The 13,693-nt window shown below is 37.7% G+C and carries 12 protein-coding genes; 6 read left to right on the forward strand and 6 right to left on the reverse strand.

Features of this window, described 5'->3' with window-relative positions; translation table 11 throughout:
• Position 1 precedes the first annotated feature (1 nt).
• Positions 2-928 carry a 50S ribosomal protein L11 methyltransferase gene (locus CH361_RS17285; protein ID WP_100792070.1) on the forward strand — a complete coding sequence of 309 codons (927 nt, stop codon included), beginning with the start codon at positions 2-4 and terminating at the stop codon, positions 926-928.
• Here the strand turns inward: CH361_RS17285 and CH361_RS17290 are convergent.
• Complete coding sequence (locus tag CH361_RS17290; protein ID WP_100792071.1) at positions 925-3,039, reverse strand: 7TM diverse intracellular signaling domain-containing protein; 2,115 nt, start codon at positions 3,037-3,039, stop codon at positions 925-927. The genes CH361_RS17285 and CH361_RS17290 overlap by 4 nt on opposite strands.
• 105 nt (positions 3,040-3,144) lie before the next feature.
• Here CH361_RS17290 and CH361_RS17295 point away from each other — a divergent pair, with 105 nt between their 5' ends.
• Positions 3,145-4,521 carry a flavin monoamine oxidase family protein gene (locus tag CH361_RS17295; protein ID WP_100792072.1) on the forward strand — a complete coding sequence of 459 codons (1,377 nt, stop codon included), beginning with the start codon at positions 3,145-3,147 and terminating at the stop codon, positions 4,519-4,521.
• A 1-nt stretch (position 4,522) separates the two neighbouring features.
• Here CH361_RS17295 and CH361_RS17300 read toward each other — a convergent pair whose 3' ends face one another.
• On the reverse strand, positions 4,523-5,635 hold the full coding sequence (locus CH361_RS17300) for an acyltransferase family protein (protein WP_100792073.1): 1,113 nt from the start codon (positions 5,633-5,635) through the stop codon (positions 4,523-4,525).
• A 49-nt stretch (positions 5,636-5,684) separates the two neighbouring features.
• Between CH361_RS17300 and CH361_RS17305 the strand changes: the two genes are divergently transcribed.
• Both CH361_RS17305 and CH361_RS17310 read left to right on the forward strand, forming a co-directional pair.
• Positions 5,685-5,978, forward strand: coding sequence for an HNH endonuclease (locus CH361_RS17305; protein ID WP_100792074.1), 294 nt, complete (start codon positions 5,685-5,687; stop codon positions 5,976-5,978).
• On the forward strand, positions 5,978-6,343 hold the full coding sequence (locus CH361_RS17310) for a DUF1292 domain-containing protein (RefSeq protein WP_100792075.1): 366 nt from the start codon (positions 5,978-5,980) through the stop codon (positions 6,341-6,343). The genes CH361_RS17305 and CH361_RS17310 overlap by 1 nt, the downstream gene beginning before the upstream one ends.
• Here the strand turns inward: CH361_RS17310 and CH361_RS17315 are convergent.
• From CH361_RS17315 to CH361_RS17330, 4 genes are read right to left on the reverse strand one after another with little or no spacing between them, the layout of a single operon-like run.
• Positions 6,327-6,749 carry a MaoC family dehydratase gene (locus tag CH361_RS17315; RefSeq protein ID WP_100792076.1) on the reverse strand — a complete coding sequence of 141 codons (423 nt, stop codon included), beginning with the start codon at positions 6,747-6,749 and terminating at the stop codon, positions 6,327-6,329. The two genes, CH361_RS17310 and CH361_RS17315, sit on opposite strands and share 17 nt — an antisense overlap.
• Complete coding sequence (locus tag CH361_RS17320; RefSeq protein WP_100792077.1) at positions 6,733-7,998, reverse strand: sensor histidine kinase; 1,266 nt, start codon at positions 7,996-7,998, stop codon at positions 6,733-6,735. The genes CH361_RS17315 and CH361_RS17320 overlap by 17 nt, the downstream gene beginning before the upstream one ends.
• A gap of 3 nt (positions 7,999-8,001) precedes the next feature.
• Entirely contained in the window at positions 8,002-9,576 is a 1,575-nt protein-coding gene (locus CH361_RS17325; RefSeq protein WP_100792078.1) for an acyl-CoA dehydrogenase family protein, read from the reverse strand.
• Positions 9,573-11,474, reverse strand: coding sequence for an AMP-dependent synthetase/ligase (locus CH361_RS17330; RefSeq protein ID WP_100792079.1), 1,902 nt, complete (start codon positions 11,472-11,474; stop codon positions 9,573-9,575). The genes CH361_RS17325 and CH361_RS17330 overlap by 4 nt, the downstream gene beginning before the upstream one ends.
• A 120-nt stretch (positions 11,475-11,594) precedes the next feature.
• Here CH361_RS17330 and CH361_RS17335 point away from each other — a divergent pair, with 120 nt between their 5' ends.
• Complete coding sequence (locus tag CH361_RS17335; protein ID WP_100792080.1) at positions 11,595-12,194, forward strand: CBS domain-containing protein; 600 nt, start codon at positions 11,595-11,597, stop codon at positions 12,192-12,194.
• A 9-nt stretch (positions 12,195-12,203) separates the two neighbouring features.
• Complete coding sequence (locus CH361_RS17340; RefSeq protein ID WP_100792081.1) at positions 12,204-13,637, forward strand: sodium:solute symporter; 1,434 nt, start codon at positions 12,204-12,206, stop codon at positions 13,635-13,637.
• Positions 13,638-13,693: the final 56 nt, after the last annotated feature.

Consider the following 13,693-nt stretch of genomic DNA (forward strand, 5'->3'; position numbering starts at 1 on the left):
ATTGGAATATAGAGAACTCAAAGTCAATCTACCAAAAGAACTATCCGACAGTTTTTACGAACTGTTGGATTCTCTGCAATGTGCTGGTTATTATGAAATTCTTTTCGACGGAGAAGCTCCCAAAGAAAAAGAACAAGGCCTCATTCGCGACAATACAAACATACGTATCTACTTACAAACTGATGAAATAAATAAGGAATTAAAAATTCTTATTTTTCTCAAAATTCATGCACCAAACAATTCTAATGCGGAATCGAGAAATATCGAAACCCGTGATTATGAGGAAGCATATAAAGAATATTATAAACCATTTCCCATTGGTAAAAAACTTTGGGTGATCCCTACTTGGGAAAAAAATGAACCTGAAACCATCAAACTTTGGAAACCGAATGATGGGATTCCACTTTTTATCAACCCTGGAGTGGCATTTGGTACAGGCCACCATGAAACCACCAAACTCATATTAGAATATTTAGATGAACTTTATGGGAAGGGAGAGTTTCAATTTTCCTCTGCTTGTGATGTAGGTACAGGTTCTGGAATTTTATCCATCGGCCTTGCGAAGTTTGGAGTTTCTAAAATTTTTGCTTTGGACATAGATCCCAATGCGGTGAAAGCTGCTTGGTCCAACTGGACAGAAAATGAATATCCAAAGGGATTTCAATTTAGTGTAGAAGAATCCGGAATCGACAACCCAAAATTATCTGATAAAAAATATGATCTAGCCATTGCCAATATTACTTATGCTGTTTTATCACAAAACATTCGTAACCTGGCAAAAATTGAAGCTCCTCGGATTATTTTTTCTGGAATCATCACAGAAAAAAAAGACCAGTTCCTCAGCTTATTACAAAGCCATCTTCCAGGAAAACTCCTCTACTCCAAAGAATGGAATGAGTGGTGGGTTTTAGATTGGCTTCGTAATTAGTCTTTATTTAAAAATTTAATCAAACTAACTTGATTTCCTCGGTCATTGTATTCGATCCGATCAAAAACAGATTTTGTCATAAGAATTCCACGTCCATGTTGCACATGGGCCTCATTCATTTCTTCGATGGATTTTTCCATATGTTTTTTATGATCAAATCCGCGACCTTCATCGGTGATTCGATAAGCAACATATTCTCTAGTAAAAGAATATTCGATTTTGACTCGTTTTTCACGATAACGCGGATCTTCTTGCCTTTTTTGTAAAAACTCTAAATAGTTCCCATCAATTAAAGCTTTGGATTTTTCTTCAAAACTAATGTTTAAGTTTCCGTGCTCCACTGCATTGATCACAATTTCGCGAACGGAGGATCTAACTTCCGTTTGTTCGATATTAGAAAGATATTTTGCAAGTTGTGAGGTAATTTTTTGAGAAACTAATTCAGCATTTCGCAGGTAATTATTCATAGACAGTTCTATTTTTTCAGATTCAATGAGTTGAATAATTGTATCTTCGTATTGAGAAGACATCGTGACGAGAACCTCTCTTGTTTCGTCGAAGTCAATGTATTGTAACCTACAATACATCTCTTTTGGTTCTTTTACATATTTTTGTCCAAACTCTGTTTTAAAATTAATGATTGAACCGGTCATTTTTAAATCAGTTAACTTGTCATTTACATACATAACATTATAATCTGAATTTTGTTCTCGACCCATATATAGTAAATCTGTGATTTTTTTACCTCGTAAATCATCCAAACGATAACCCATATGTTTTGACAATGCTCGATTTGCATTGATGACTTCAAAATTTTCATTCATCATCAATATAACTTCATCAGAACCCTGAAAAATTTCTCGGAATCTCTTCTCTGATTCTTCGATTTTTAATTTTGCGTGAGAAAGTTCACGAAGATTTTCTCTCAAACTACGAGTGAGAAAGTTAATACGATCAGCTAAACCTAAAGATAACAAAACCGTTTGTAAAGCAGTTCCTATTTGGATGGTCCAACGAGTGATATGATTGTCCGGTAAAAAACCAAGGCTCTTTAAAGAATACAACAGAACACCTAAAAGAAAAAAAGACCAGGAAATTAAAAAATACCGAGCCGTCCGAACATTCATTAAATAAGTGGTGGCTCCACTAAAAACCATGATGAGAGCGGAAGGGACAGTCAGAAAAATGGCAGTAACCATTGCAACACGGTAACTTAAGAAAAAAGTAATTCCCGAAAATAAAAAAAGAATCCCCACCCATACCCACATCAATTTTGAAATTTTGGGTAAATGTTTTTTTAAACTCAGATAATTATCTGTAAAAAGAATCCCCGTGATACAAGAAAAACAAATGAAAAAAGGAAGAGAATAATTTCCCCAAAAAACAGCTTCTGGCCAAAGATACTGAAAAGCAAAACCGTTATTGATCAAATGGAAAAAGAAAATTGAACTAATAAAAAATAAATAGAAGAGATAACTTTTTTCGTACGTGAAGATATAAATGAAAAAATTATACGCAACCATTACAAATAAAATCCCGTAAAACAATCCAAAGATGATCTGTTCTTTGTTCAATTGGTCGTAAAACTCACGTTCGGTCCAAATGCCAAGTGTCAAGGGAATAGTAGATTCTGATCGAATCCGTAAATAATACACAAAATTAGAACCAGGTGCCGACTCTAAAGGAAATACCGGATTTCGATAATCCAAATTTCGTTCGGAAAAAGGATGGGAATCACCTAAAGTAGGAACAAGAGTTTTGGGAAGGTTCTTTCCATAAATTTGGATTTCATCCAGAAGTGGGAAATCGAAAACCAAATTCCAACGAACCAATTCTTCTGATGGGTTTTGGACCTGCATACGGATCCAAAACGTTGATTTAGAAAAACCCAGATTAGGTGAGGAAATTTTTTGAAACCTAGAATCACTGGCACCACTCGTGATGATTGATTCCGTAAGGGACTCGTCTTTGTCTTCCAGAACGAGAACGTCCTGCCAAATGGCCTTTCCTGAGAGATGAGGAGAAAGCTGGATGACCGGTTCCGAAAACAAAATTCCTGGTAAAAACAGAAAGATGCTGACTAAATAATATTTTATTTGGTGGAAAGACAAAGTTAGAAATCTCCCAATTCGCTTAAAAAGACAAAGTTACTAGATTGTATTTTTCTAATTTTTCTAGCCTTTTTTGTTTCCAATGTTAAAATAGGGGAAAGTTCTATGAATCGAAAACGTTTCCTACAAAAGCTGAGCGCTGTTACCATCGGGACTGGACTCATCCTTCCCCAAAAATCATTCGGACAAACCACAACAATAACGACTGCGGAAACCAAACCGAAGTCTAGCGGTGGAAAAAAAGCAATCGTCCTTGGTGGAGGTCTCTCTGGACTCTACTCTGCTTACCTCTTAAAACAAACAGGTTATGAAGTCACTGTGATCGAAAGAGGTGAGAAATTAGGTGGTCGGATTGCCACTTACGAAAATCCTACACTTGGAATCTTACAAGATTTAGGTGGCGAATGGATTGGAGAGGGACAATCTGATATCAAAAGTCTTGTCAAACAATTGAACCTTGACTTGATCTCATCAAACGTAACAGACAGGTTCTCCCTTCAGAAATCCAGTGCCGATTTGTTAAAAATATCCCCGGCCTCCATTGAGACCTTGGACAAAGTCATTGAACTTCATAAATCCTTGGGTACATCTCAAAAGCAAGGATTAGATAAAATCAATTTCTCGTCTTATGCTCGTTACCAAGGTTTGACCGAAGAAGAAATTCGTTCAATGAACGACCTCTACCGAGTGATTCTAGGTGCTGACCTAAACCAAATTTCCAGCGAATCCGTGTTAGATGATCTATCGGCATTACAATCCGCCCTAAAACCAAAATTCCAAGTGAGCGGGGGTGCAGAACGAATCATCAAAGAACTCGCAGGTTCACTGAGAAATCAGGAAATCATTTTAGGTGATGCCGTAACCAAAGTCTCTCAACAAAAAAACCAAGTTTCTGTTGAATTGACTTCTGGTAGATCCATCAAAGGAAGTTTGATTGTTTGTTCTCTCCCAGCAGCCGCAGTTCTGGATATCAAATGGACTCCGGGACTACCAAAGGATTTGATTTATTCTGCTCTTCGTATGCAAACAGGAAAAATTTCTAAAAATTTGAGTTTGGTAAAATCTAAGGATTCTTTATCTAAGTTCTTTCTTTCAACCAATACGGCCGCAGAGACTTTGTATGTTTCGGAAGGAGCTATTGGAGTAAACGTAACAGCAGTTACTTCAATTAGCACAGGAGATAGAGCAACCCTTTTTGAAAAAGGAAGTGATCGTCAGAAAAAAAATCTAATGACATCTTCCTTGGAAGAAGTGGGTGAATTGGAATTATTACTTGATTCCCCTTTTATCTTTCATAGTTTCCAAAAAACAACGGGACGAGCAGGATTTGTTTCTCTCTTTCCTCCTGGTAGCTTTGGAATCAAAGATGTTTGGGCAGAACCGTTTGAAAGGGTCTTCTTTGCTGGCGAACACTTAGCATTTCATACAGGAAGTATGGACTCTGCAGTGGCTTCTGCCATCCAAGCAGTGAGCAGAACCTAAATTATGTACTTTTTAATCCGAAGAGAAACCTAAGAGGTTTTATCTTTCGGATTAAAAACTCATATAGAAAGAAACTCAGAACTAAAACAACCAAGATATGTAATAAGAATTTAGTCCAAATTCCCCAGCCCAAATTTCTCACCCAAAATGCATAGACCAAAGAAATAGGATGGTGGACCAAATAAATCGGAAGACTTGCTTCAATCAGATAAGATCCGAGTTTCCCGTCTTTGTTTCCAAAAGATTGAAAAACAAAAACAAGAAAGTTAGTCCATAAAAAAGGAGATAAAACCCATAAAAAGATATGGGATGCTCTGATCCAAACATTTACATACTGAAAGTAGATCCAAAGAGGATCTTCAATTTCCATATCTTTAAAAACTAAATAAACCAATAGAGCCCAAAGAAAAATGGCTCCAACTTTCATTTTAGAACTTTGATCCACAAAAAGAATGGTTCTCCAATGATAACAAAATACTCCCGAAATAAAAAAGGAGAACTGAAATACAAAGGTGAGTTTGAATATCCCGTAATAAGATTCTCCTTTTCCTATTTGAGTATGAGAGAGAAAAACGAATAGGAAACAAAAACTAACAAGAAATAATTGCTTATAAAAACCTTCTGGTATCTTTTCCCAAAACTTTGCCTTGAAAAAAGATTTAGGGATCAAACTGTAAAGTAAACTAAAACAAAATAAGTCCACTAGAAACCAAATATGTGAGTGTTGGAAATTTTCTTTTGAAAAAAAATATTCTAGAAAAGAAAGGATTTCTATCTTAGGACTTCTGATTCGTTCCGTAAGATAATACTGGATGGGAGCAAGAAAAATAAGGCCAAAAATGGTAGGAACGAGTACACGTTTAAACCTTGCTTCCAAATAGAACTGAGAACCTTTTTTCTCCCAAACCATAGCGGAAAAAAAACCAGAAATCATATAAAACATAGGCATCCGATAACTATGGATCCAATAACAGAAATAGGAAAGAAGATCACTTCGATTCTCATCTTGAATCGCGTATTTGATATCCGAAGCATACACAATGGCCGCATGAAAAACAATCCCAAGTAGAAGTGCAAAGGATCGTAAATTGTCTAGGTAAACCAATCTTCCCATTCCTCCATCTTTTTCTTGACGAAGGGAAAAAAACAGATTTTTTTAAATTATGACGGATACTCCCTCCGATTCATTTTTTTCCGATATCAGCGATGAAGAAATTGCTCGGGAAAGAAGGAAGGCGAAAGAACTAAAAACCAGTGCTTGGTGGAAGAACAAACGTTCTTCCGGAATCTGCCATTACTGTGGCAAAAAATTCAAAGTGGAAGAATTGACCATGGACCACCTAATACCACTTATCCGAGGAGGAAAATCAGTCAAAGCCAATTTAGTTCCAGCTTGCAAAGAATGTAATTTCAAAAAAAAACACAGCCTCCCTTTTGAGAAGGAGTTCTTTTCCTAATGGATATGAAGGATTTAGGATTCCAAGCAGACGATTTTCTTCCTAGTCGAGTCACTGAAGAAATCGATCTTGTGGATGAAAAGGGAAACAATTACCAATGGGAAGTGTTTTATTCCTTTTCACAAATGGGAAATGATTACCTGGTTTTTATCCCTTCCACAGAACAAGAGTTCCAATTTGTGAATGTAGAAATGGACGATCCTGATTCTGATGTTCCTGGTTACATTGTCATGCGGATTGGACAAGACGAGTCAGGGGAAGAAATTTTAGAAGAAATTCTAGATGAAGACGAACTAGAAGAAATTCGTGAATATGTAGAAGATGAAATTGGACTTGTCGGCCAATTTCTCAACCGGGAGGAATGACAAGAGTTTCCCCTTTACTTACCACTTCCGATTTTTGATTGATCCAAACAATTTTCATTTTTATCGCTTTCAAACGTTCTACCTTTTCTACAACTTCCACGAGACAAGTGATTGTATCTCCAAAATAAACTGGTTTTCGAAATTTGGTTGTGGTTTCTAGTGCAACGGTCCCGAGGCCAGGTAACTTCATCCCGAGAACTGGAGCGAGTAATGATGCAGCAAGCCCCCCGTGTGCAATCCTTGTTCCAAAGTTTGTTGTTTTTGCATACTCTTCATCTACATGTAATGGATTAAAATCACCGCTAATCCCTGCAAATAAATACACATCGGTTTCAGAAATGGTTTTAGTAAAGGACGCGGAATCTCCAATTTGAATTTCTGAAAAACTTTTACCCTTTTGATACATTCGAATTTTCCTTAGGAATTACTTTTTTTGGTGAAAAGGCAAAATGATAAAAAATACCTTCACCTGGTTTTGAAGAACATTCCACCTCACGGCCGTTCATCTGACTGCATAACGAAAAAATAACAGATAAACCGATTGATTCTGCTTTTCTATAATTAAAATCGGGAGGGAAACCAATTCCATTGTCTCTGTATTTTAATTCATAATTAAATTGATCAGTAACAATAAAGTCTATTTTAATGAGTGCATCCGGTTTACCTTTAGAAAAGGCATGTCGAAAACTATTCGTCAGCATTTCAGTGATCATCAGTCCCATAGGAATTGCATCGACAATATTAAACTCTAATTTTTGGATATCAAGTTCTATACTGATATCGGTCCGCATGTACATTAGTTTGATATTTTCAACAAGGCTCGTGATGTAGTCTACAGAACTAAGGCCAGATAAATTTTTGCTACTATATAACTTTTCATGAACAAGAGCAATTGCTTTGATTCTTACGATACTTTGTTCTAAAATATCTGCTGTTTCCCGGGGAGAAGAGTACACTTGCAATTGTAAAAAAGAAATAACTACCGCTAAATTATTTTTGACCCTATGGTGAACTTCCGTAAGTAATGTTTCATTTTCTTTTAAAGACCGTTCTAGTTTGGATTGGTTTTCCATATAACTCGTCATATCAGTGATGATGGCAACTGCTTTGTTCGCACTGCCATCTCTAGCCGGAATGAAAAGTCTATGTTCCAATGCCCATTTGATCTGGCCATCCAACCTTCGAATCCGATATAAAAGTCCGGTATGGTTCTCTCGTAATTGGTTCATCCAAATATTTGTCATTCGATCTCTATCAGATTCATGAACTCGTTCCATCAATAGTTCGGGATGACTAATGATTTCTTTGGTTGGAATATCAAAAAGACGAGAAACTTGTTCACTTAAGAAATCAATTTTCCAAGTATCCAAATTGAAAACGATAGCAGCATCTTCAATCCGCTCCAAAATCACTTTAAAAAGTTGATCAGATTCTACTTTTTCAAAAAGAACTCGCCTTTGCCTTTGTAATTCCCTAACAAGTAATACAAAGATAATCACGGCAGAGATAGTAACAAATCCCCAACCTTTCAGGCTTTGGAATTTACGAATTTCCTCACTTGAATCAAAGAGAAGAGAGATTGTATAGTCCGAAAAATAAATCCAGATGTAGCCGAATAACAAATAAAAAAATGCGATTCGGCTAGCAGCTTTCATTGGCTATAGAAGATCCTGTAGTGACCCGAAACGCAAATGTACAGTTTCCTCAATTGATTTACCCAATTGGGAATAGTAATTCCACAACCTTTCCAGTTGTGCGGGAACATAATTTGAAAGTCGACTGAAGGACATAAGATATTTCCCCACAAGATAATACGAAAGTAACTTTCGATCCATCAATTTTTCATCTAAAGTATAGTATTCTGAAGATTTATGAGTGTCAATTTCAGACAATGAAAGGATCACAAATATGGACAAAATGTCTGCAAAGGCAAATTCAACGGACTGATGTTTTTTTCGATTTGGTTCGGCGTCCATAGAAAGGATCATATCAAAAAGTACGTTTTGAATCTGATCAGCCAAACTAGATGCAGAGGAAATCTTCGAAAATTCACTTTGAAACTTTTCTTTCCCTGGATACAAAGAGGAAATGATGGAACGTTGGATTTCGCTGGTCCCCCCACCAATCGTTCCCAGTTTTACATCTCTGTAAAATCGTTCCACCGAGTATTCTTTCATATACCCATATCCACCGAATAATTGAACCGCATCCTTAGCGACATCTTCTGCAATTTCAGAAGAGATCAGTTTTCCTAAACTACTTTCCAATGGAGAAGAAATTCCTTTATCTTTTCTTTCTGCAACCCAATAGATAAGTCTTCTTGCCGCTTGGATGTAAACCCAGTTACGAACTAAAATATCACGCATTCCATAAAAATTTGAAATTGGTTTTCCGAATTGAATTCTTTCATTGGCATAACGTAGGCCTTTACGAAAACAAAATTCCATTGCCCCAGCAAGGCCTGCCACAAACACAGTTCTTTCCCATTCTAAAGTCTCTTTACCAATTCGCATAAAACCCGTATTGATTGGTCCGAGTAAATTTTCCTTAGGAATGACCATATCTTCAAACACAAGTTCTGCGGTCATAGAAGTATGATGTCCTAGTTTTTTTAAAACTTTACTTACCTTAAATCCAGGTGTATGATTTTCTACAATAAAGGCAGAGATCCCCATTGGTCCTCTTCCTTTTTCAGAAGTCCTTGCCATCACGATAAACACCTGTCCGACGGGACCATTGGTGATATACATTTTCGTTCCGTTTAATTTCCATCCACCTTCCACTTCTTCAGCCTTTGTGAGAAGAGAAGCGGCATCAGACCCTGAAGCAGGTTCTGTTAAAGCAAACCCTGCCATCCATTCTCCTGATGAAAGTTTTGGAAGGTATTTTGATTTTTGTTCTTTGGTTCCTTGGAAAATAATAGGCATGGTTCCAATCACCAAATGAGCAACCCAAGATAAACCCATTCCTCCATCCAAACTTCCAGAAGCAAAAGCATCTGTTGCGATGGAACATTGTAAACAACTCGCTCCTTCCCCACCATATTCAGATGGAATGGTAAGCCCGGTAAGCCCCGCCTTACTAAACTCCTTCCATAATTCGTCTGACCAAATTTCTTTTTCATCTCGTTCTTCCGCAGATGGAAATACTTTATCTTCTGAAAATTGGAAAACGGTATTGTAAAAACTTCTTTCCTCCTCATTCAAATAGGGATTCAGTTTTGGGTGTATCATTGGTAAATTCCTTCAATTTGTTTTGAAAATACATCCGAAATGACATTTCGCTTCATTTTCAAAGTTCGTGTCATTTCGACATCGGGATCAAAGGGTCGCGGAACCACATAAAAATTGTTAGCTGGAACCATTTCAAATCCTTTGAATCCGTTTTCGCGTGAGATAATTCGTGAGATTTCTGAGCGGTATAATTCTCGAACTTTTGGAAGCGAATTCCACTCCCCCGCTTTTTCCTTGGAAATTCCGGGAATTTTTGTTTCGACTGCTTCGAAATTGGGAACGATGAGAGCGCCTAAAGTTTTTTTATCATGACCCACAACCATCACTTGATCAATAAAAGGAGAGGTTAGAAGTTTATCTTCAATAGGAATGGGTTCTACGTTTTCACCACCGATGAGAGCAATGGTGTCTTTCGAACGACCAGCAAACACAAGTTCGTTTCTATGAGAAATCATCATAAGATCTCCTGTATCAAAAAAACCTTCTGAATCAAAAACAACTTGGTTGAGCTCTGGACGTTTATAATAACCTTTTAAGATTTGTTTGGATTTGATCCAAAGGGTTCCTTTGGCCCCTACTTCCGTTACAAGTTTTCCCGTTTCATCCTTCAAACGAATTTGGTAACCAGCGATGGGAATTCCGACAGTTCCTTTTGTTGGTTTGGTGTTCGAACGAATGGAAACAACCGCAGAAGTTTCTGTCATTCCATAACCTTCTAAAACTTTAAGTCCAATTGCAGATAGAAATCCATCCACTACACTCGGGAGAGCAGAACCTGCAGAAATACAAATTCTGATTCTACCACCTAACGCCTTATGAATTGCAGAAAAAATTTGAGTGCTTAGGAGTTTTAGGGGAGATAAAAATACCAAAATAATGAAGGCATAGGTTCTCTTTGAAAAAGAAACAAAGAAATTTGGTTTTTTGATTTCAAATTCAAATCCAAAACACATGGCATAGTAATGGGCCCACGTGGCTCCTAGTTTCAAAAAGAAATGAAATAACTTTTCTTTAAACCCACCTTCTTTGGCAACCTTGGCAATGATTCCATTATAAACTGATTCCCAAATTCTAGGAACAGAAGGAAAAATAGTGGGTCGAAAGTCTCGAAGATCATCCTTTAAAGAAGACATGTTCGAAACTAAAAAATCAATCCCAAGAAAGATGGTGGCATATTCGATCGCTCTCTCAAAGGCATGCCAAGGAGGGAGTAAACTCACCGCATTGTCACTCGAATTCATATCCAATCTAGAGATGGTATTTTGAATAGCGGTGATCCAACCTTTTTGCGAAAGCATCACACCTTTGGGATTTCCGGTAGTTCCTGAAGTATAAATCAAAGTGGCTAATGCATCAGGATCAGTTTCTTCGATCCTTGCATTTAAACTTTGTTTGCCGTCTTTACTCCATCTCTCTTTTCCTCTACTGACAACACCTGCAATAGAATTTTCACCCGTATACAATTCCCCTTGGTCAGTTTCTAAAATTAAAATTTGTTTTAAATGAGGAAGATCACCTAACAGATCATCGATGCGTTTTTTATCCTTAGGTTTTTGAACCACGAGGTATTTGGCTTCTGAATGATTGAGAATATAAAGAATTTCTTCTCGAACGATGTCCGTTCCTCTGGGGACAACAACAGCTCCCGAGGTAAGGATGGCTATATCTGTGCGGAGCCAATTCACTGTGGCATCACAGAAAAAACCAATCCGGTCTCCCACTTCTACGCCAAGATCAATCAAACCCAAAGTCAAGTGGTCGACAAACTGCTTCAAATCTCCAAAACTGATTCCAGGAAATTCATGAGCAGAACTTCGTTTCCGAAAGGAAACTTTGTTTGGGAGAGTTTCTGCGACGTGGGCGAGTGCCTGATAGAGGTTTTCGTAGTTTTGGATCATAGATTTACCTTTCGTGTTTGGAATCTTTCCAGAAATGTAGGTTGGATAAAAAACCACTGTTCGTTTTTTGCAAGTTTTTTCTTATTTTTGACAAACTTTTCAGAAAGGTAGGGCATAATTATGTTCTTTTGGATCCATGATGGGAGGATTTCCCCTAATCCACCGACTTCTTACGCAGATCGCGTGCATAAAATCCATCCGGGAGGGAAGAATGCGCCCATCTCCGGCGAGGGAGAAGGAAGTTCTCTTTCCCACCAGACTTCCTTTTTACACCGTCCTCCTGGGGACGTTTACAAGGAATCCGCAGGACAAACGGAAAAAACGGTCTATTTTCTCCATGAAATCATGTCGACCCCGGTCTTAACGTTGCCATCCACGGAAACCATCTCCAACTGTTTGGATTTTATGTTAGAAAAAAGGATCCGTCATCTCCCCATCACCAATGAAAAAGGAATTCTTGTTGGTTTTGTCTCTGATCGAGACATCTTAGAAAAAAGTAAGTCCTACGAGCGGGATTGGCCTATTTCCGATATCATGACAAAGCGCGTGTTAGCCGGTTCACCAGGAGCAGAAATTCGAGGAGTCACACAAGTGCTTTTAGAAGAAAGAATTGGATGTATTCCTGTTGTAAATGACGATAATCATCCTATTGGGATGATCACAAGATCGGATTTACTCCGCCTCCTTTTGAAATATCCAAATTTGAATATCATCGCGTAAAGGAAATTTATGATCTGGGATTTATTCGTTCTTATCTCTTACTTTATCCTCGTTTTTTATTTTGGATTTCACTTCGCAAAGAACAATCAAAAAGAAGAAGACTTCTACCTTGCAAAAAAAGAAATCCATTGGGGTTTCCTTCTCCTGTCCTTGGTGGCAACAGAAACTTCGAGTTTAACTTTTTTAAGTATCCCCTCTTTATCTTTCAAAGGAGATTATAGGTTTCTTGAAATTGCTTTTGGTTATGTGATTGGAAGAACTATCGTTGCCTTGTATCTCTTACCATCGTATTTTTCAGGGAATACAATTTCTGTGTATGAATATGTGGGAAACCGGTTTGGCAAATCCCCACAAAAAACAATTTCTTTTGTATTTACGATCTCCAGACTTCTTGGAGATGGAATCAGATTGTACATTAGTTCTCTTCCCATCGCCTTTTTATTAGAAAGAATGGGACTTGAGTTTTCACCAGAAGTATTAGGAATGATTGCACTCACCACTCTGAGCATTGTTACTATCATCTATTCTGTAGTGGGAGGATTTCGTGCCATTGTATTTACCGATGTACTCCAGTGGTTTATTTATGTCTTCGGTGGAATTTTTGCTCTCGGACTTTTAATCTACAAACTTGACATTCCATTTACAACCGGATTTGCAGAACTCAAAACTTTAGGAAAAATAAATTTATTCGTTTTTGATTATCTCCCAGAAGGAGATAATAGTTACTTTATTTTATTTGCTCTCATAGGGGGTGCCTTTATCTCCATTGGATCACATGGAACAGACCTAATGCTTGTTCAACGAGTCATTGCAACAAAAAACTTAGTTTCCGGTCAAAAGATATTGATTGGAAGTGGAATTGTTGTTTTCTTTCAATTTGTTCTTTTTCTTTTCATCGGTTCCCTTCTTTATCTTTTTTATGAGGGCCAAACCATGGCTCCCGACAAAGTCTTTAGCCAGTTCATCGTCAATGAAGTTCCTTCTCCCTTACTTGGGATCCTTGTAGCGGCCATCCTTGCCAGTGCCATGTCCACACTCAGCTCTACCATCAACTCTCTTTCATTGACCTGGGCTCGGGATTGGGAAATGGACAAATGGTTTTCCCCCAAAGCACTTTCTCTCTTTTTTGGATTCACTCTTTTTGTTTCGAGTCTCATTCCTTATTTTCTCATCCAAACATGGGAAAAGGGACTTTTGGAAATGGGTCTCACCATCTTTTCTTATACCCTTGGTCCTTCGATTGCCGTTTTCTTTTTGGCTCGGGGAAAGGCCGATTTACCAGTATCAGGATCTGTGTTTTCCACATTCTTTCTCGCAAGCATTTTCACCACAGTGGCTTTTGGACTCGGATTCAAACTTTCCTTTACCCTTCTCATCCCGATTGGATTTGGAACTCTTGTTTTCCTCGTTCAAATTTCCCGAGTCTTTCTTAAAAAAAATTGACAGGAACTCACAGGTAAGATCGTCTAAAAGTTAACCATGAAATTATCTGCTAACAT

It is taken from the genome of Leptospira brenneri (assembly GCF_002812125.1).
In the GTDB taxonomy this organism is placed as follows: domain Bacteria; phylum Spirochaetota; class Leptospiria; order Leptospirales; family Leptospiraceae; genus Leptospira_A; species Leptospira_A brenneri.

Coding starts and splice junctions, on each gene's coding strand:
- CH361_RS17325 (WP_100792078.1), bottom strand. CDS start 9,576: ATGATACACCCAAAACTGAATCCCTATTTGAATGAGGAGGAAAGAAGT.
- CH361_RS17330 (WP_100792079.1), bottom strand. CDS start 11,474: ATGATCCAAAACTACGAAAACCTCTATCAGGCACTCGCCCACGTCGCA.
- CH361_RS17315 (WP_100792076.1), bottom strand. CDS start 6,749: ATGTATCAAAAGGGTAAAAGTTTTTCAGAAATTCAAATTGGAGATTCC.
- CH361_RS17295 (WP_100792072.1), top strand. CDS start 3,145: ATGAATCGAAAACGTTTCCTACAAAAGCTGAGCGCTGTTACCATCGGG.
- CH361_RS17305 (WP_100792074.1), top strand. CDS start 5,685: ATGACGGATACTCCCTCCGATTCATTTTTTTCCGATATCAGCGATGAA.
- CH361_RS17310 (WP_100792075.1), top strand. CDS start 5,978: ATGGATATGAAGGATTTAGGATTCCAAGCAGACGATTTTCTTCCTAGT.
- CH361_RS17320 (WP_100792077.1), bottom strand. CDS start 7,998: ATGAAAGCTGCTAGCCGAATCGCATTTTTTTATTTGTTATTCGGCTAC.
- CH361_RS17335 (WP_100792080.1), top strand. CDS start 11,595: ATGTTCTTTTGGATCCATGATGGGAGGATTTCCCCTAATCCACCGACT.
- CH361_RS17300 (WP_100792073.1), bottom strand. CDS start 5,635: ATGGGAAGATTGGTTTACCTAGACAATTTACGATCCTTTGCACTTCTA.
- CH361_RS17340 (WP_100792081.1), top strand. CDS start 12,204: ATGATCTGGGATTTATTCGTTCTTATCTCTTACTTTATCCTCGTTTTT.